Here is a 16,565-nt window from a genome sequence, read left to right on the forward strand (position 1 = left end):
CACGGTCGGAAGGAGCATATCCGGTGGACAAGGCTGGCTTATGCCTAGATTAGCTTAGGGATAGAGGATCTAATGCTCGGTGCTTATTGGGTTCTATAAGCAAGCCAGTGAGTGTGGCTGCTTGACGTTGAAGTTCCGATCGGTGGCAGCGTCTGCGGGCCCAAAAATCCAGATGATTGAGCGACTCGCCATGGCCTGTTGAGGCACCGTCGGCAGCGGTGGGAGGATGGAGCGGTGGAACCCCTCTTCGACTTCCTTGGCAGTTACTGGTGGCTCATCTTCCCCATCGGCGGGATGGCTGGCGGTTGGGCGAGATCGTGGTCCAAAGCGAGTGAAGAGCGGCACCGCCGCAAGGTGGAACTGCTGAAGCTGCGAAACCAATTGGCCGTGCATGAGAAAGCGAACCAGGCCGAAGTGGTTTCGCTGATGTCCGCCCACGATTCGGTCAATCACAGATGGCTGGAGTACGAACTCGACGTCGGCAATCTCATCGACTTTCCGCTGATGACCGACGTCCGTGAGCCACTGACCGTCGCTTTCCTGCGCGCCAAGAAGGAAGCCGACGGCTTGCGTCCCGGAGCGCCTGAAGAAATTTCGACGCCGGCCCGGCTCGCCGAGTACCGCGCGGCAGTCCACAGCTACGAGTTGGCCTTCGACGTAGCCGAACGCGAAGCCCGGAGAATCAAGGACGGTAACTTCAGCGGCCCGGAGCGGCAACGACTGGCTACGGCACGGAAACTGCTGCGCATTGCGGAGGACACCGCAGCTACACCTGCGGAACGGCAAACTGCGTACAAGCGCGCACGCAAGGAACTCGACGGGCTGATTGTCCTGCCGGAAGCAACGGTCGCCGCCCTGGAAGGCAAGATCGCCGGAATGCTGGATACCCGGAAGGACCCGGACACGGACGTGAAGTTTGCGTGACGCCGGAGAGGCAGCTAACGGAGCCTGACACCCATCACGGTCCGAACCGTGGAGCCCGCAAGGTCGTCCTCAAGGTGCCGCATTCCGATCCGTTCGGCGACGCGCCTCGAGCCACCATTGTCGGGGTGGATGATGGCTACCAGGCGATCAACTTCCACCACGTCCCGGGCGTATTCGAGGCAGGCCAAAGCGGCTTCCGTGGCATAGCCCCGCCGCTGAAGATCCAGGCGTACGTGGTAACCAACCTCAAGCTCGGACCGGCCATTGACGTTCTGCCACGTCAACCCGCAGTCGCCGACAAAATCGCCGTCGTGGGTTTCCACGATCCACAACCCGTACCCGTGGTGGGCATAGTTCGCCCGGTTCCAGTCGATCCAGGCGGCTGCTTCTTCCAGGGTTTTGGGCGCCGGGTAGTACGTCATGACGTGGGGGTCACCGAGCAGGCTGCTCATCCCGTCGATGTCAGCTGGCGTCATCTCGCGAAAGCGCAATCGTTTGGTTGGGAGGGGGAGCATCTCCGAAGCCTACCGGCCGCTGACCCCGCCGTGGGCCGTGCTTCCGCTACCTTCTTTGAACTCCGTTGGACGCTTATGCAACCGGAATCGGCTGAATTTGGGGCCACCGAATGTCAAAGTGGGTCGTGAACCTACAGGATCGAGCTGGGGACTGAGTTGGTGGTGAGGGGCTCGACGGCGGGGCCGGCTAAAGACTGAGGGCGTCGATGGATTGCAGGAACAATGGGATGAGTGGGTCGTTGTTTCCGGGCAGCCACGCGGTTCCAATGCTCCACACTGAGGACTCGAGGTCGATGGGCACCAATTGCACGCCTTCCGGAACGATGGCCGAGGTGCTGGCGGGAACCACGGCGGAGCCGGCTCCGGCTGCAACGAGCGCCAGCACAGTGAGAAGGTCCGAGGTCTCATAGAGGACGCCTGGCCGTGCGCGCAGATCCGAGAAGAGATTGCTGGTTTGGGCAGTGAGTCCTGGGCCGCGCGCCGGATTAAGGCGAATGAGAGGACGACCATCGATGAACCGATGCAGCGCATCCCGGGTCGATAGGGGAGCCGACTCACTCTTGGGAATCGCCAGGGCCAGACGATCGCGGCGAATCATCCGGGTGTCAATGTCCGGTGGGGCAGGCAGCCGAACAAATCCGATACTGAGCGTCCCGTTGCGCAGTGCCTCGAACTGCGCTGTGGATGACATGTCGTCCAATCCGATGTCGATGGCCGGATGTTCGGTCCTGAAGGCGGCCACAGCACGCGGAGCCACGTCGATCGCGGACATGCCGAATCCCACCTTCAACGCACCCTCAGCCCCCGCCGCGATACGTTCCATGCGCTGTGCGAGCCCGTCGGCGCGGCGCACGAGGTCGACCGCATCGGCAAGCAGCGCCTCTCCGGCACGGGTGAGTGCTGCCCCATGCCGACCCCGGGTGAACAGCTGGCTTCCGGCCTGACGCTCCAGGAGCTGAATCTGTTTGGTGAGGTTGGATTGCGTGGTGGAAAGCGCCTTGGCCGCCAACCCGAAGTTCCCGGTTTCGGCGACAGCAACGAAGGAGCGAATCAGCCGTAGTTCCATTCTGGGATCCTAGTTTCATTCCCGAAGGGAATCAAAAGTCCTTAAAGTTTCATTAGACGGAATGCTAGGTGGAGGCGAGCATGGGAGGTGTCCCAACCAAGGAGAAACCAATGATCACCGCCCCCACCCTTCGCGCTTCGGTTGTCCAGTTCGAAGCCGCCCCGGATCGCCCGGACCTCAATCTAAGGACCATTCGCCGGCTGGCCATCAAGGCGGCGAGGGACGGCGCCCGGATTGTTGCGTTCCCGGAAATGTGCCTGATCGGTTACTGGCATCTACGCAAGCAGACCCCGGAACGCTTGTATGAATTAGCACAGTCCGAGGACGGTGAACACGTCCAAACCATCAGGAAGCTTGCCGCAGAGCTCGAACTGGGGATCGGTATCGGGTTCCTGGAAGTACAGGCCGACGGGAGGCTTTTCAATTCCTACTCCGTCTGCCTCCCGGACGGGACCGTTCACACCCACCGGAAACTCCACGCCTTCGAGCACGAGGCCATCAGTAGCGGCTCGGAGTTCACAGTGTTCGATACGCCTTGGGGTGTCAAAGCAGGGATTCTGATTTGTTGGGACAACAACCTGGTGGAGAATGTGCGTGCCACGGCCCTCCTCGGGGCAACGGTGCTTATCGCTCCCCACCAGACGGGCGGGACCAACTCGGCCAGTCCCCTGGGCATGAAGCCTGTCCCGGCAGAGCTATGGGACAACCGTGCAGCGGATCCCGCGGCCATCGAGGACGCGTTCCGGGGGGTCAACGGCCGTGGGTGGCTTATGCGGTGGCTGCCTGCCCGTGCCCACGACAACGGCATGTTCATCCTTTTCAGCAACGGTGTGGGCCGCGACGACGACGAGATCCGGACGGGGAATGCGATGATCATCGATCCCTACGGAACGATCGTGGCCGAGACCTGGGTGGCGGACGAAGCCGTGGTAACGGCAGATCTGGACTTTGATCTCGTGCCACTTTCAACCGGGCGCAGATGGATTCGTGGCCGCAGGCCAGAGCTGTACGGCATCCTCGGCCGCCAGCAGGGAAACGAGCTGGACGCTCGTGCAGCGCGCTTCTCCAAGGACCCTGTGGACGTCTGAACGAACGTTCTCTCGTGGCCAGCGGCTAGCGGGCCCGACTCAGGGTGAGGGGGTAAACCATCAGGGGGCGTTTCACCATAGCCGCAGGTCAACGACGTCTTGCGCCGCACTTTGTACCGTCGATCGTTGGGCGATAAGGTATTGCCAGACCGTTTTGCAGAGGGCGGCCCTTTTCGCTCCTTTGCTGTCTGCTGGGGACGCATTTCAGTCAGTAGGAACGTGCATGGTCAACCCCCTCCCCGAGCATGAAGCTCTCCAGAACGGATACTTTTTGGATCTCGTCCTGGGAAGCGAGGACGTTGAGGCTTTTCTCAGCGACCTCGCGGCTTTCTCAGCCGAGAGCCTCTCTCACCCGGAGAGCCCGGTATACAGCGGCATCACAGTGTTACGTCGCAAGAAGTCGGCAACTGCCGCAAGCAGTGACGAGCGCGCCCGCGTCATGGATCAGCTCCAAAGCACCTTCGAAGGTCCCTGCCTCACGGCCATGGACAAGCTCACCCCCGTACTGGTCCCGGATCTCCTGAGCGACCAGCGTTGGCCGGCCTATATCCAGGCCGCCTCCGACCAAGGGCTTCGCTCCATCCTGAGCGTTCCGCTCCTGGTCGAGGGCGATACGCGCGCTGCCCTGAACCTGTACTCCGAGAAACCGGATGCGTTCCAAGCCGAGGACATGGAGCGGGCCGAGGTTTTCGCCTCCCACGCCTCCAAGTCGCTGCGTCTCGCCTTGAAAATCGCACAACTCAGCGATGCCCGGAACGACCTGGCAACAGCGATGCAGTCGCGCACCGTCATCGACCTCGCGGTCGGGGCGATCATGGCGCAAAACCATTGCAGCCAGGAGGAAGCTTTCACTATCCTGCGGACGGCCTCCAGCAACCGGAACATCAAGCTGCGGCATCTGGCCAAGTCCATCATCGCGGCTGTGTCTTCCGGGAAGATCACCACGCACTTCGAGGAGTGAGTACATTCTGCTGGATCATCGTCGCCCGCACATCGGTGCACCCGCGGAATTCCAGGGTTGGGTGCCGGTGCCACTCCGGATGATCCAGCAAAATTTGCCCGAACCAGTAAGTCCGCCCACCGAACCCGTTTCGTAACCCGAGGCAACCATGGAGCAGACTGGGTTGGGTGACCGCCAAGAAACCCCGTCCTGGGCTCGCGATTGCTGCGCTGAGCCTCGGAACTGCACTGAACCCGCTGAACTCGTCCATGATCGCTGTGGCACTGGTGGTCCTTCGGGAGCATTTTGAGCTCGACGTCGCAACAGTCACCTGGGTGATCACCTCGTTCTATCTGGCGTCCGCGGCAGGGCAACCCCTCATGGGCAGGCTGGCTGACCGCTTCGGGCCCCGGCGGCTGTTCATGTTCGGCATGGCCTTGGTCGCTGTTACTTGTGCGATCGCACCGTTCCTGCCCAACTTTGCGCTGGTTTGCGTGGCCCGCGCGCTCATGGCTGTAGGGACCGCGACGGCGTACCCGTCCGCCGTCGTGATGGTCACCGAACTAAGCCGGCTGGCGAACTTGCCGTCCACCCGGCCGCTGGGCCGGATCCAGATGGCCAACACCTCGGCCGCTGCTGTGGGTCCCGTGGTGGGCGGCCTGTTGGTGAGCCTGGTGGGGTGGCAGGCGCTGTTCGCGATCAACGTGCCCATCGCGTTGCTCGCGTTGTTTGTTGTCCGGCAAACTGCACCTGCCGATTCCGGGAGGGAGACCGGTTCGCTGGGAACGCTGATACGGGATTCCGACATCCCCGGCATCCTCGCGTTCGTCACCTCCCTCATGCTCGCCATGATGGCGCTGCTCAACGTGATGCCGGGCTACCGCTGGTACCTTCTGGGAGCGGCTACCGTGATTGGCGCGCTTTTTGCCTGGCGCGAGCTGCGGTTCAGGCCGCCGTTCCTGGACCTCCGGCTGCTGGGCCGCAACCGGCCGCTGTTGCTGGTCTACATGCTGTTCATTGTTTTCAGCGGCGTGTACTACTTTGCGTTCTTCGGCCTGCCGCAGCTGCTGCAGGAAGCAGGCCATTACGACGCCGGTGTTGTAGGCCTGCTGATGCTTCCCCTTGCGGCGTTGTCGGTTGTGGTGACGCCGCTGACGGTGCGGTTCATTGAGCGGTTCGGTGTGCGTTCGGTGCTGATCGCCGGCGTCGGGATTTTGACGCTCGCGGCAGGAACACTTGGCGTCCTGACGATGACGTTGTGGGCTCCGGTGGTGTTCGTGCTGACTGCCTTGATGGGTGTTCCGTATGGTGTGGTCAGTACGGCGTCGAACCAAGGCCTGTATGTTTCGGCCCGTCCCGAGGAGAGGGGTGTGGCGGCTGGCATCTTCCAGACGTGCCGCTACCTTGGCGCGATCACCGCAACCGTGCTGATCGGCGTGCTGTACGGTCCGGGTGTGAACCAGGCGAACTGGGGCATCATGGTCCTGGTGATGCTCGGGCTTAGTGCCGTGGTGCTGGTGCTCGCGGTGCTGTGGCGGAAACCGGCGGCCGTTTAGCGGATCGGTTGGGTCCGATTCGATGGTCCGCTGCGCATTCGACGTTGCCCGTCATCGAATGTGCAGGTGAACATCGAAACGGGACCCTGGCAGTGGTGCCAGAGTCCCGTTTTTCATGCTGAACCGAGGGCTGTGCTTAGCGGTTGAGGAACGCCTCGTGCTGGCGGTGGGCTTCTGCCACCTGTTCGCGGATCTTCTCCACGTCCTTGGCCTTGTTCCGATATTTCAGGGGCATCTGGACGATCTGGGCTTCCTCCGCGGTCAATGCCCGGTAGATACGCTCGCGCTCATTGGCGTCGGCGGTGTAGTCGAGGTCCAAGTAGTCCACGGCGTGGCGGCGGGCGTTGTTGATGGCAGTTTGGGCCTTGCCTGCCGGGCTAATCAGTGAGAGCACCACGGTGATGACCAGGACGCCGATGATGACGCTCAGCGAGAGGCCTGTGGTGATCTCGATGACGTTGACGTGTTCACCGCCATTGATGAACGGCAGGTTGTTCTCGTGCAGCGCGTGGAGAATCAGCTTGACGCCGATGAACGCGAGGATGGCCGCCAGGCCGTAGGAGAGGTAGATGAGGCGGTCCAGCAGTCCGTCGATCAGGAAGTAGAGCTGGCGCAGGCCCATCAGCGAGAACGCCGTCGCCGTGAACACGATGAAGACATTCTGCGTCAGGCCGAAGATAGCGGGGATGGAGTCGAGGGCAAAGAGGATGTCCGTGCCGCCGATGGCCACCATCACCAGGAGCATGGGAGTCAGGGCACGCTTGCCGTTGACCATGGTGAAGAGCTTGTCGCCGTCGTATTTATCCGTAGTGTGGAAGAGCTTTTTGGCGAGTCGGATGATGAAGTTGTTCGCTTGGTCGTCGCCGTGGTCGCCGGGTTTGAGGAGGTTTCCGGCCGTAAGGAGCAGGATGAGGCCGAAGATGTAGAAGACCCAGGCGAACGAGTTGATGAGCGCGGCGCCGAGGAAAATGAAGCCGGTGCGGGCGATCAGTGAGAACACGATGCCGAACAACAGGACCTTCTGCTGGTCTTCACGCGGCACCCGGAAGCTCGCCATGATTATCAGGAAGACGAAAAGGTTGTCGACCGAGAGGGCCTTCTCCGTAATGTATCCGGCGAAGTACTCCGAACCCATCTGTGCTCCGCCAAAGACCAGTACCAGGATGCCGAAGACGACGGCCAGGCCTACGTAGATGGACGACCAGATGGCTGCTTCCTTCAGGGAAGGAACGTGGGCCTTGCGGATGTGGAAGAAGTAGTCAAAGGCCAAGAGCGCCAGAATGACGACGATGGTGATGCCCCAGATGAGGGGAGAGACGGTCATATGATCCTGCTTTCGTGAGGCGCGCGAGTGGTGTTGCTCACCGAGGGTCAAACTCGTGGAATCAAATTTACCGGGTCTGGCGGGGCTGGTGGTAACGGGAGTGCAATGGAAAGTACTTGACAGACTGAAAAGTACTTTCTTAGAGTTGCTCTATCAAGTAAACGCACCTTTGGGGGAACCATGAACGACACCACAGGCGGCCCTTCCGCTGCAGAAGCACGCGAGCTCCTTGCCAAGGCAGAGGCCATCAGTGCCACCTCAACCAACGCAGCCGCCTGGCCGGTTGCCGTCACCTTTACCAGCCTCGCGATCATTGGATCGCTGCTCATGATCGGTATGCACATCGTGCTCGTGACAGGTTACGGCGCAGCCCTGTTAGCCATTTCGGTGGGTGCCTGGGCTGCCATCACAGCCTCCGTCTGGCCCATGTTCCAGCGGTCCACCAAGGCCGGCTACACCAGGCGCTTCCTCACGTCCCTGTTTGCGTACTTTGCCCTTTACATAGTGGCGCTCGTGGTGGGCGCCTCGTTCTTCCGGGACGGCAACCTGTGGTTCTACCTCCCGGCGGCCATTGCTCTCGGTGCAGTGGGCCTGGCAGCGGCTTTCCGTGAGCTGCGCGCATGAGCGCCCCGGCGGAGCACCCGCGCCACAAGCTCAACGAGTTGGTCCATTCACCCGTCCGGTTCTCCATCATGGCTGCGCTCGCCGGCGCGGAATCGATGGACTTCAAGGACATCCGCGATGCCATCCAGGTGAGCGATTCCGTCTTGAGCAAGCAACTGGCCATCCTGGAGAAGGCCGAGTACGTGAAGATCAAAAAGAGCTTCGCCGGGAAGATGCCGCGGACGTCGGCCAGTCTGACGGCATTGGGCCGGGACGTGTGGGCTGCGCACCTGCAGACGCTGCGGGAGATTGCGGGCGGGTGACGGCAAGCCGTCGGAAGCCGTACGACGGCGGGGCGCGGCTTGCGGGGGCCGGGCGCCCGGCGGCTAAGTGCCCCTAAAGGGTTTTTTCAGGCGGACGTGGTCACTGCCGCCGGCGATCTGGGGTTTGGTGTAAAGCCATGCCAAGATGCCAATGAGCGGCAGGGCGAAGATCAGTAGCGCCCATACAGTTCGCGTTGCTTGGTCAAGGCGCTTGTCACCAAGAACGTCGAACAAGCCCCAAATGATTGATCCCATGACAAAGAGTGCCGCGGCTCCCGCCAAGATCGCTGGTATCCATTGCAAAGCTTCCATGCCGTTCCCCCTTGAACATGCGGTTCCCTGCAATATAGCAGCCGGTCTAGGTGCCGAGCAGTGCCCGCACATATGAGCCCAGGTCTTTCGTGACCAAGAGCTTGGGAGCTGATGAGACTCGCGTGGCGAGCCACATGAACACCCGACCATGGGAACCGGCGACTAACCCCCGGACTTCAGCAAGTTCAAGACTCCACCCGACGGTTGCGACGCCGTTGACGGTTATGGACGTCGGCTGGGCGCTGGCGCTGGCGAGTGCCCGGAGTAGTTCCGTGGGATTCGTGGCAACCATTTGACCAAGACCAAATCGAACAAGTTCCTTGGCTAGAAGGTCAATAAGCTGCCCGGCACCCAGTGGATGGTTGAGAACGGGCTTGAGGGTGATCAGCCATTCTGTCGGTGGGCTGGTTTCACCTTCAATAGGCGGATGGTCGAAGCGTGCATCGACCACGAGCCCTGTCTCGACTTCCGATGGACCCGAGATCGAGAGCGGGCTCGGCGCGGTAGCAGAGAATCCGTAGGCGAACTGGCCGAATTCCTCCGCGCGGGAGCTGCGAGCTCGGCGGGCATCCTCCGATACTGAATAGTCGTTTGCCGCTTGATACATAGATCCACCCATACGAGTGATTCTCCACCTACTTCGAGCTATAGGCGGGAACCCGTCACCGCGGCGATCCTAGCCCACGCTCACCAACACCTGCCCGATCCGCCCCAGCAGGCCCGGCCAGCCGTTGCCCATGCCCTCGATGGCCTGCCGTCCCATGGGTGAGTCCAGGTTGAAGCCGGCGTGTTCGAAGTGAAGTGTTGTCCCGGCGTCGACCGTTTCCAACGTCCAGGTGATGGTCGTGTCCAAGGCGCCTTCGGCGAAGACGAAAGTTATGGAATCGCCGGGCTCGACGGCGGTGACTTCGCACTGCTGCTGGCCCCAGCCGCCCATGTCCATGGTGAAGCGGTGTCCGACCACGGGTGCGATATCGCCAGGCGCCCACCAGCGGGCAAGCAGTTCCGGCGTCGTGAGGGCGGCCCACACGGCTTCTTTGGGGTGGGGGAAGGTGCGCTCGAGGCGGATGGCGTTTTCAGTCATGGGTGTTCTCCTCATCCAGAAGACCGGCCAGGGCATCGAGCCTCTGGTTCCAGTAATGCTCGTAGTGCTGCAGCCAACCGCTGACTTCACGCAGTCCTTGCGGCTGGAGGTGGTAGATCCTGTGCCTGCCTTGCCGTTCCTCGCGGATCAGGCCTGCCTCCTTGAGGACGGCCAGGTGTTCCGACGCCGATGAGCGGCTGAGCTCCAGTCGACCCGTCAGTTCGCCCGCGGTCAGGGGACCGGCGAGGAGGGTATCGAGGATGGTCCGCCGCGAGGGGTTCGCGAGGGCACCGAAGACGTCGGAGGGCACGGGTTTATGATATGTCGGAAATTTCCGAAATGAAAAGTTGGTCGTCTTACGCTGTGACATTCGGGTTGTTTCGTAGACTCACAGTTCAAGGAAGATTTCGCCAGTTCGGGGGGAAGACCTGTGAAGAACGCACCGAGCCCATTGCAAGTAGTGATGTTCTTTGCCTTGGCGATCATCTTTGCGATGTGGCCACCGTTGGTCTGGTGGCGGGCCGCGGGGGCCGTGCTCATGCTGGGATTCGGGTGCTACGGAGTTTATGTCCTCCGGAAAGCCAAGCAGAAGGCTGCACCCCGGGAGGCCGGCGAGTCTGAGTGATCCGGTAGTGATGGACTGGATGCCACCTCTATGTCTGCGTAGATTTCGTGGGATACTGCATCCCTGGTGGCAGGCTCTCCCCAATGCCCGCTACGAAGCCGAAGTCTATTCCGCCGTCGTCCGGTTTTGACTCGCGCTCCAGCTTCCGTACCTCGCTGGGCGTGAAGTAGCTTTTCGCGACTCCGCTTTCCGTTTCGAACGTGAAGGATCCAAAGATTGTTGGGTCGGAGCGGTGCCTTAGCAGCAGTGTTGTGTCTGTGCCATTTATCTCCACGGCCGCCGGATGGTAGCTGTCCATGCTCCGGCCCCATATGGGGAGGGAGAGTGGGAAGGCCAACTGAACGGACTCAGGAAAGGCGCGGGGGACGCGCTCTATGGAGAGGGAATGCTGGGCTGCGCCGTCAACCTGAACAGTCATGGTGTGAGGGTCAAAGCTCTGGGTGGTTCCGTCCAATAGCCGCGTCGCGGACCATATGAAGCCTCTTGGAAGCACTGAGATGGCGTACCGCTCAGTGTGCCCACCAGCTTGGCATAGTGAGATTGCATCGTAGGAAGTGCCGTCACCACCCACCATGGCCTTGCCGATTGCGATCGCCAGCTGCTCAGAGGAAGTGTCCACCCCTCATCCTCGCATGGGCGACGCTACCCGCTCAGGAGGGTTCGCTGTCGTTGTTTGCCAGGAGGAACTTCCGCAGGAGGTTCGCCAGCTGTTCGCGTTCGGTTTTGGAGAGGCCGTCGAGCATCTTCTGCTGATTCTCCACGTGATGCTCCACCACTTCGTCGACCAGGGCGAGTCCCTCAGGCGTGAGGCTGACCAGTAGTTGACGGCGGTTGTCAGGGTTGGTCTCGCGGTGAATCAGACCGCGGTTGACCAGGCGGTCGACGCGGTTGGTCATGGCTGCGGAACCGATCATGGTGAGGCTGGCGAGCCGGCCAGGGGTGAGGGGGGCCTCAGCTGCGGAGCGCCGCAGCGTTGCCAGGACGTCGAACTCCCAAGGTTCCAGCCCGAATTGGTTCATGAACTTCTGGACATCGAGTGACGCCAAACGGTTCGCCCTTGCGAGCCGGCCCAAAATGCCCATGGAGCTGACATCCAGATCGGGGCGCTCCCGGTTCCATTGGTCAAGAATCGTGTCCACTGCGTCGCGGTCCATTGCCCTCCCATGCTTGACCTCAAACAGTACAACACCTACATTGTCATACATCAAATAGTTCGACATCGAAATGTATGGAAGTGAACAATGGCTCGGATGTCTCCCCGCGACCTCTTCATCACCGCGCTCGCGCCGATGGTCTGGGGTTCCACCTATCTGGTGACAACTCAATTCCTTCCCGCCGACAGGCCGCTCCTTGCCGCAACCGTGCGGGCCCTGCCTGCCGGAATCGTGCTGATGCTCGTCACCCGGACATGGCCGCGGGGAACGTGGTGGTTCAAAGCAGCGGCACTGGGCGCACTGAACATCGGGCTGTTCTTCTTCCTGCTGTTCTTCACCGCCTACCAGTTGCCGGGTGGGTTGGCGGCGTTGGTTGGGTCGATCCAGCCCCTGTTCGTGCTCTTCCTGGGTGCGTTGCTGCTGGGGGAGAGGATCCGTCTCGCGCACATCGTGGCGTGCGCCGTGGGAGCTGCCGGGGTCGGTTTGTTGGTTCTGCGTTCCGACGCGTCGCTGACGGTCATTGGTGTGCTTGCCGGGATGGCGGGCGCGCTGAGCATGGCGGCCGGCATTGTTCTCACCAAACGCTGGGGGAGGCCCGACGGCGTGGGGCTGCTTGGGTTTACCGGCCTTCAGTTGGCGATGGGCGGGGCCATGCTCCTGCCGGTGACGCTGGTGGTTGAAGGACTTCCGACGTCGGTCTCCTTGCCTAACGTTGCGGGCTTTGCCTACCTCAGCGTCATTGGCGCCTTGGTGGCCTACGCGGTGTGGTTCCGGGGGATCCAGCGACTGCCGACGATGGTGGTCTCGTTCCTGGGATTCCTGAGCCCGCTGGTCGCGACGGTGCTGGGGTTCGTGTTCCTGGGGGAGGCGTTGTCGGGGTGGCAATTGGTGGGCGCGTTGTTGGTGCTGGCCTCGGTGTATCTGGTGCAGCGAGCGGCGGCTGGTGCGGGGCGGCGGCAGCCGGTGCAGGCGGAAGTGCTGAGCTGACGCTGATACTTGTCCCGCGGGTGGCGTGGGAGGACGATCAACGTAGCTGCATCGCTATTTGCGCGGTGCGGAGCTGCGTTGTGGCGGCCCTGAGCCGTATCCAGGAACCAGCGTTCATCGGCTAGTCGTGGCCGTGATGGGAGCTGGTTCCGAGGTCTGACATTCCGTCAAGGTTGGTGTGTCGATGAGGCGCCGGGGCTGGCTGATTCGGTTGACTGCACTTCTGGTTGTGACGGTTCTGGCGGGGTGCACATCGCCGGGCCCGTCGCCGTCGCCGTCGCCCTCGCCGTCGTCGTCGTTCGGTGACGCCGAGGCGATCGCCTCACTGGAGTACGCGATGAACGCCTTCATGGCCCAGGACGCTGTGGCCGTCCTCGCGCAGGTGCGGTGGCCGGGCGGCAAATGGTCGAAGGCCTACGGTGTCCGCGACCTTGACACCAGGCAACCAGCCCAGCCGCAGGATCGCGTCCCGGTTTCCAGTGTTACCAAGACCATGACGGCGGTTTCTGTGCTGAAACTCGTTGACGATGGATTGATCGCTCTTGATGATCCCGTCAACGGGCTCTTGGAGGGTTTTGCGGTTGGCCTCAAGCCGCCTATCCCGATCACTTTGCGCCAATTACTCTCCGACACTTCGGGAATGCCCTCCTACGGAGACCTGATGTTCCGGGGCGTGGATGACTACGTGTCCGGTTCCAACCAGGGACTGACCGCGCTTGAAGCTTTGAGGTTGGCCAGTACGTTGCCTTGGGAATCGCGGACTGTCGGGCTGTTCCAGTACTCGGACTCGAACAACCTGGCCCTGGGACTGATTCTGGAAAAGTTCCGTGGGAAGAGCTACGAGCAGATTCTTCGCGATGACATCATCAACCCTCTGGGGCTAAGCCACACTTCCGTCGACGGGGAGGTATCGGACGCGGCTGATTTGCTCAAGGGCTACGTCAGCATTGAGGGTAAGCGTGTCACCGGCGGCACCGCACTGGAACGGCTCGGTTCCCCTATGCCAAGCGTGGTCTCGACCATGTCCGACATCAATGACTTCATGGCTGGCCTGTTTGGTGGCCGGCTGATCTCCGCCGGCGCTTTGGTTGAGATGAAGAAGGCTGTCATCGGCTCCTTCGCGCTGGGGGTGTACAAGTGGTCACCGGACTGCAGCGGCGCACCGAGGTTCTTCGCCAGGGGCGGTTTCCTCGACTTCCGGACCATCGCACTCAGTTCCAGCGATGGGCGGTACGAAGCAACCATGACTGTTTCCCCAGCGCCGGAGCCGTCGCCGCGAGAGAATCCCGGCACGCTGTACGAACGTGATCTGATGAGCAGCCAGATACTGTCGGCGCTGATGGAGGTGCAGGATCGGTTGTGTGGGTAGGGGGCGGCGACTGAGTGGTGGGTTAACGGGTATACGGTGGGACTTCCGGCCTGAGCCTACTGAGTAGCAGTTCGCCGGCTTGTCCCCACGGCTCCTTGGGGCGAGGAAGTGCTGTTGATTGTCGGTGGGATGGCAAACGCAGGCCGGCCTCTCCACTGAACATTGGGCTGTTCTTCTTCCTGCTTTTCTTTACTGCGTACCAGTTGCCGGGTGGGGTGGCGGCGTTGGTCGGGTCGATTCAGCCCCTGTTCGTACTGCTTCTGGGAGTGCCGTTGCTGGGGCAGTGGATTCGCCTGACCCACGTGGTTGCCTGCGCTGTGGGTGCTGCCGGAGTCGGGTTGCTGGTCCTGAGGTCCAATGCGACGTTGACCGCCATCGGTGTGCTTGCCGGGATGGCGGGCGCGCTGAGCATGGCGGCGGGCATTGTCCTGACCAAGCGTTGGGGAAGGCCCGACGGCGTGGGGCTGCTTGGGTTTACCGGCCTGCAGTTAGCGGTGGGAGGCATCATGCTCCTGCCGGTGACGCTGGGTTGTTGAAGGACTGCCGACGTCGGTGACCTTGCCTAATGTTGCGGGCTTCGCTTACCTCAGCGTCATCGGCGCTTTGGTGGCTTACGCCGTCTGGTTCCGGGGATCCAGCGGCTGCCGACGATGGTGGTCTCGTTCCTGGGATTCCTGAGCCCGCTTGTGGCCAAAGTGGTGGGGGTCGTTTTCCTGGGGAGGCGTTGCCGGTCTGGCAGTTGGTGGGGGCGGTGCTCGTACTTGGGTCGGAGTATTTCCGAGTCACCCGGAGGCGGAATTGCGGCGTGCGAATGCTCATTGTGCCAGCCGTATGGCGTTTCGAGGCTTATGAGGCTTATGAGGCTTTCTGGGTATGAAGCGTTCGAACTTGTCAGGTACTGGGCCTGGCAGAGCTTGCGAATCTTCGGTCCAGTACAACAAATGCAACACCTAGGGCGACACGCTATCCTGGACCGATGACCGCCGGACAAACGGGAATGCCATGGACAAGCCCTGAGATCGACGCCGCCGTCGAGGCTTACTTCGACATGATGGTGCTTGACATTCAGGGGCAGCAGTTTGTGAAAGCCAGAGTGTACAGGGAACTTTCACGGCGCTTCCCCGCACGAAATGTGAATTCAATAGAGCGCAAGATGAGTAACATCAGTGCAGTTCTTGTCGGTTTGGGATACCCTCATCTTCGAGGTCTGTCTCCGCTAGCGAACTACCAACGAAGTCTCGTGGAATCGGTCCTTGGACAATTAGGAATGCGCGAGTCACTGGATTCCGTTATTGAGGTCGAACTATCAAAGATTGCCCCGATTGGCCCCGTCGACATAGTCCGAGAATCACCCGCCCCGGCGGTGGTTATTACGGATCTTTTGCACGGTAGGAAGGCTGCCCGTCCCTTTAAACGGAACTATCTTGAGCTTGAGGCTGCGAATAGAAAGTTAGGTCTTGAGGGGGAGCTGGCCGTTGTGCGGCGAGAGCAACGGCTGCTGCACGGTCTTGGTCGCAAGAAGTTGGCGGATCGAGTTGAGCATGTTGCGGTGACGCAAGGTGATGGCCTGGGCTACGACGTCCTATCGTTTGACATCAACGGTCGAGAAAAGATGATAGAGGTCAAAACCACGACCTATGCCATAGATGTACCCTTTTTCGTCACTCGCGGAGAGATCCTAGCCTCCGAATCAGCTTCAGATTCGTACCATTTGTATCGACTTTATGGGTTTGGATCTTCTAAAGGCACTGGGCTCTACCAATTAGCCGGGGACTTGAACAAGACCTGCAGGTTGGACGCCATTTCCTTCAGAGCGACGCCCGCGTAATATCGTCCACTAATCGCGGCTGAATTGTGTTGCCCCTGGCGAACAGATGTTGCCGACGTACTGAGCCTCAAGCGACTCTTGAGGCCGCGAAACACTACATTTCCATCCAACTAGGACCAGACTGCTCCAACCACTGGAATGCCTCTAAGCGGACCTCGGAGACTCGAGGTCAAGCCACCCCGATTTGCGCAAAGAGGAAAAGCGTTGTCGGAGTTTTGAGGCAAAAATTGGATCGCGGATTAGAACGCCAGTTTCTAGGTTTCTGTGGGCACCGGCATCGCTGAAATTAGCACTCGTGACGAATGCCACAGTGGAATCCACTATGACAACCTTTGAATGTTGGACCCCGTATTGTCCTGCCGGCGGGATATACCTCAGGAATTCGGCGCCACCAAGCTTGGCCATAAGCTTGGCAACCGTTGCTTCCATCTTGGCACCCTCCAGCACGAGGGTTACCGAGACGCCCCTCGCGATTGCGCGCCAAAGGGCCTCGACGAATGGGGAGTCGACTGATGCGGAATAAGTGGAAGCGAGCACATCTTCCTTCGCTTCGTCGACCAGATGCGCGACAGCGGCGGTCGTGTGGTCGCCGTCACCGTCAAAGCTAGGGCCGCTCCAGACTGCCCGCGGCGGGGCGAGTCCCCGATCCGCAGCGGCCGCGTAGCCCCGCAAGACCGATGCCAGGAGCAGTGGATCCCCGAGCAAGGAGAGAGCTTTTCCAAGTAGGGCGGTGGTGGCTTGGGATGACTTTGGCAGGAACGATACTGCTCGGTCCAGCCGTCCGTCGATTTCCAGCGATGCGGCAATGCTAATTGCCTGTGAGGCAGTCAAAGTTTGTGCTACCTGGAGGAGAACATCTCCCATGAC

Annotated in this window: 21 protein-coding genes; 11 read left to right on the plus strand and 10 right to left on the minus strand. The window is 61.0% G+C overall.

The genetic code is table 11. The features are described 5' to 3' along the window. The first annotated feature begins 234 nt into the window (after nt 1-234). Entirely contained in the window at nt 235-924 is a 690-nt protein-coding gene (locus HMI60_RS09560) for a hypothetical protein (RefSeq protein ID WP_193591042.1), read from the plus strand. Between the two features lie 14 nt (nt 925-938). Here HMI60_RS09560 and HMI60_RS09565 read toward each other — a convergent pair whose 3' ends face one another. Both HMI60_RS09565 and HMI60_RS09570 read right to left on the minus strand, forming a co-directional pair. Continuing rightward, nucleotides 939-1,439, minus strand: coding sequence for a GNAT family N-acetyltransferase (locus tag HMI60_RS09565; protein ID WP_193591043.1), 501 nt, complete (start codon nt 1,437-1,439; stop codon nt 939-941). Between the two features lie 187 nt (nt 1,440-1,626). Continuing rightward, on the minus strand, nt 1,627-2,505 hold the full coding sequence (locus tag HMI60_RS09570; RefSeq protein WP_193591044.1) for a LysR family transcriptional regulator: 879 nt from the start codon (nt 2,503-2,505) through the stop codon (nt 1,627-1,629). A gap of 110 nt (nt 2,506-2,615) precedes the next feature. On the opposite strand from HMI60_RS09570, the gene HMI60_RS09575 reads away from it, so the two are divergent. The 3 genes from HMI60_RS09575 to HMI60_RS09585 all read left to right on the plus strand — a co-directional run bounded on the left by HMI60_RS09575 (nt 2,616) and on the right by HMI60_RS09585 (nt 6,089). Then, complete coding sequence (locus HMI60_RS09575) at nt 2,616-3,593, plus strand: nitrilase family protein (protein ID WP_193591045.1); 978 nt, start codon at nt 2,616-2,618, stop codon at nt 3,591-3,593. Nucleotides 3,594-3,816: 223 nt separating this feature from the next. After that, complete coding sequence (locus HMI60_RS09580) at nt 3,817-4,554, plus strand: ANTAR domain-containing response regulator (protein WP_039240170.1); 738 nt, start codon at nt 3,817-3,819, stop codon at nt 4,552-4,554. A 167-nt stretch (nt 4,555-4,721) separates the two neighbouring features. Beyond that, entirely contained in the window at nt 4,722-6,089 is a 1,368-nt protein-coding gene (locus HMI60_RS09585; protein ID WP_193591046.1) for an MFS transporter, read from the plus strand. Nucleotides 6,090-6,225: 136 nt separating this feature from the next. Here HMI60_RS09585 and HMI60_RS09590 read toward each other — a convergent pair whose 3' ends face one another. Next, a complete protein-coding gene (locus HMI60_RS09590) occupies nt 6,226-7,413 on the minus strand; it encodes a TerC/Alx family metal homeostasis membrane protein (RefSeq protein WP_018777168.1) in 1,188 nt (395 codons plus the stop codon). A 180-nt stretch (nt 7,414-7,593) separates the two neighbouring features. On the opposite strand from HMI60_RS09590, the gene HMI60_RS09595 reads away from it, so the two are divergent. Both HMI60_RS09595 and HMI60_RS09600 read left to right on the plus strand, forming a co-directional pair. Beyond that, nucleotides 7,594-8,037: a hypothetical protein gene (locus tag HMI60_RS09595; RefSeq protein ID WP_039240175.1), complete on the plus strand. Its 444-nt coding sequence runs from the start codon at nt 7,594-7,596 to the stop codon at nt 8,035-8,037. Next, the gene (locus tag HMI60_RS09600) at nt 8,034-8,339 is read left to right on the plus strand and encodes a transcriptional regulator (RefSeq protein WP_064722008.1); all 306 of its coding nucleotides are present in this window, start codon (nt 8,034-8,036) and stop codon (nt 8,337-8,339) included. The genes HMI60_RS09595 and HMI60_RS09600 overlap by 4 nt, the downstream gene beginning before the upstream one ends. Before the next feature lie 63 nt (nt 8,340-8,402). Here the strand turns inward: HMI60_RS09600 and HMI60_RS09605 are convergent, their stop codons facing one another. The 4 genes from HMI60_RS09605 to HMI60_RS09620 are packed head-to-tail and all read right to left on the minus strand — an operon-like array spanning nt 8,403 to nt 10,045. Further along, the gene (locus HMI60_RS09605) at nt 8,403-8,651 is read right to left on the minus strand and encodes a PLD nuclease N-terminal domain-containing protein (protein ID WP_193591047.1); all 249 of its coding nucleotides are present in this window, start codon (nt 8,649-8,651) and stop codon (nt 8,403-8,405) included. Nucleotides 8,652-8,697: 46 nt separating this feature from the next. Continuing rightward, a complete protein-coding gene (locus tag HMI60_RS09610) occupies nt 8,698-9,270 on the minus strand; it encodes a hypothetical protein (protein WP_193591048.1) in 573 nt (190 codons plus the stop codon). Nucleotides 9,271-9,327: 57 nt separating this feature from the next. Then, nucleotides 9,328-9,735, minus strand: coding sequence for an SRPBCC domain-containing protein (locus HMI60_RS09615; RefSeq protein ID WP_193591049.1), 408 nt, complete (start codon nt 9,733-9,735; stop codon nt 9,328-9,330). After that, nucleotides 9,728-10,045 carry a helix-turn-helix transcriptional regulator gene (locus tag HMI60_RS09620; protein ID WP_018777176.1) on the minus strand — a complete coding sequence of 106 codons (318 nt, stop codon included), beginning with the start codon at nt 10,043-10,045 and terminating at the stop codon, nt 9,728-9,730. Before HMI60_RS09620 ends, HMI60_RS09615 begins: the two co-directional genes overlap by 8 nt. 120 nt (nt 10,046-10,165) lie before the next feature. Between HMI60_RS09620 and HMI60_RS09625 the strand changes: the two genes are divergently transcribed. Then, a complete protein-coding gene (locus tag HMI60_RS09625) occupies nt 10,166-10,360 on the plus strand; it encodes a hypothetical protein (RefSeq protein ID WP_055974540.1) in 195 nt (64 codons plus the stop codon). A 28-nt stretch (nt 10,361-10,388) separates the two neighbouring features. On the opposite strand, the gene HMI60_RS09630 is transcribed toward HMI60_RS09625, so the two are convergent. Both HMI60_RS09630 and HMI60_RS09635 read right to left on the minus strand, forming a co-directional pair. Continuing rightward, nucleotides 10,389-10,778, minus strand: coding sequence for a hypothetical protein (locus HMI60_RS09630; protein ID WP_193591050.1), 390 nt, complete (start codon nt 10,776-10,778; stop codon nt 10,389-10,391). A gap of 232 nt (nt 10,779-11,010) precedes the next feature. Next, complete coding sequence (locus HMI60_RS09635; protein ID WP_193591051.1) at nt 11,011-11,514, minus strand: MarR family winged helix-turn-helix transcriptional regulator; 504 nt, start codon at nt 11,512-11,514, stop codon at nt 11,011-11,013. 96 nt (nt 11,515-11,610) lie between these two features. On the opposite strand from HMI60_RS09635, the gene HMI60_RS09640 reads away from it, so the two are divergent. The 4 genes from HMI60_RS09640 to HMI60_RS09655 all read left to right on the plus strand — a co-directional run bounded on the left by HMI60_RS09640 (nt 11,611) and on the right by HMI60_RS09655 (nt 15,698). Further along, on the plus strand, nt 11,611-12,501 hold the full coding sequence (locus HMI60_RS09640) for an EamA family transporter (RefSeq protein ID WP_193591052.1): 891 nt from the start codon (nt 11,611-11,613) through the stop codon (nt 12,499-12,501). 211 nt (nt 12,502-12,712) lie between these two features. Continuing rightward, nucleotides 12,713-13,870 carry a serine hydrolase gene (locus HMI60_RS09645; protein ID WP_193591053.1) on the plus strand — a complete coding sequence of 386 codons (1,158 nt, stop codon included), beginning with the start codon at nt 12,713-12,715 and terminating at the stop codon, nt 13,868-13,870. Nucleotides 13,871-14,085: 215 nt separating this feature from the next. Beyond that, nucleotides 14,086-14,406: a hypothetical protein gene (locus HMI60_RS21030; protein WP_370584102.1), complete on the plus strand. Its 321-nt coding sequence runs from the start codon at nt 14,086-14,088 to the stop codon at nt 14,404-14,406. Between the two features lie 440 nt (nt 14,407-14,846). Next, a complete protein-coding gene (locus HMI60_RS09655) occupies nt 14,847-15,698 on the plus strand; it encodes a DUF3883 domain-containing protein (protein ID WP_193591054.1) in 852 nt (283 codons plus the stop codon). Nucleotides 15,699-15,842: 144 nt separating this feature from the next. On the opposite strand, the gene drmC is transcribed toward HMI60_RS09655, so the two are convergent. Then, nucleotides 15,843-16,562: a DISARM system phospholipase D-like protein DrmC gene (gene drmC, locus HMI60_RS09660; protein ID WP_193591055.1), complete on the minus strand. Its 720-nt coding sequence runs from the start codon at nt 16,560-16,562 to the stop codon at nt 15,843-15,845. Nucleotides 16,563-16,565 lie beyond the last annotated feature (3 nt).

Source organism: Paenarthrobacter sp. YJN-D, assembly GCF_015040335.1.
GTDB classification, from domain to species: domain Bacteria; phylum Actinomycetota; class Actinomycetes; order Actinomycetales; family Micrococcaceae; genus Arthrobacter; species Arthrobacter nicotinovorans.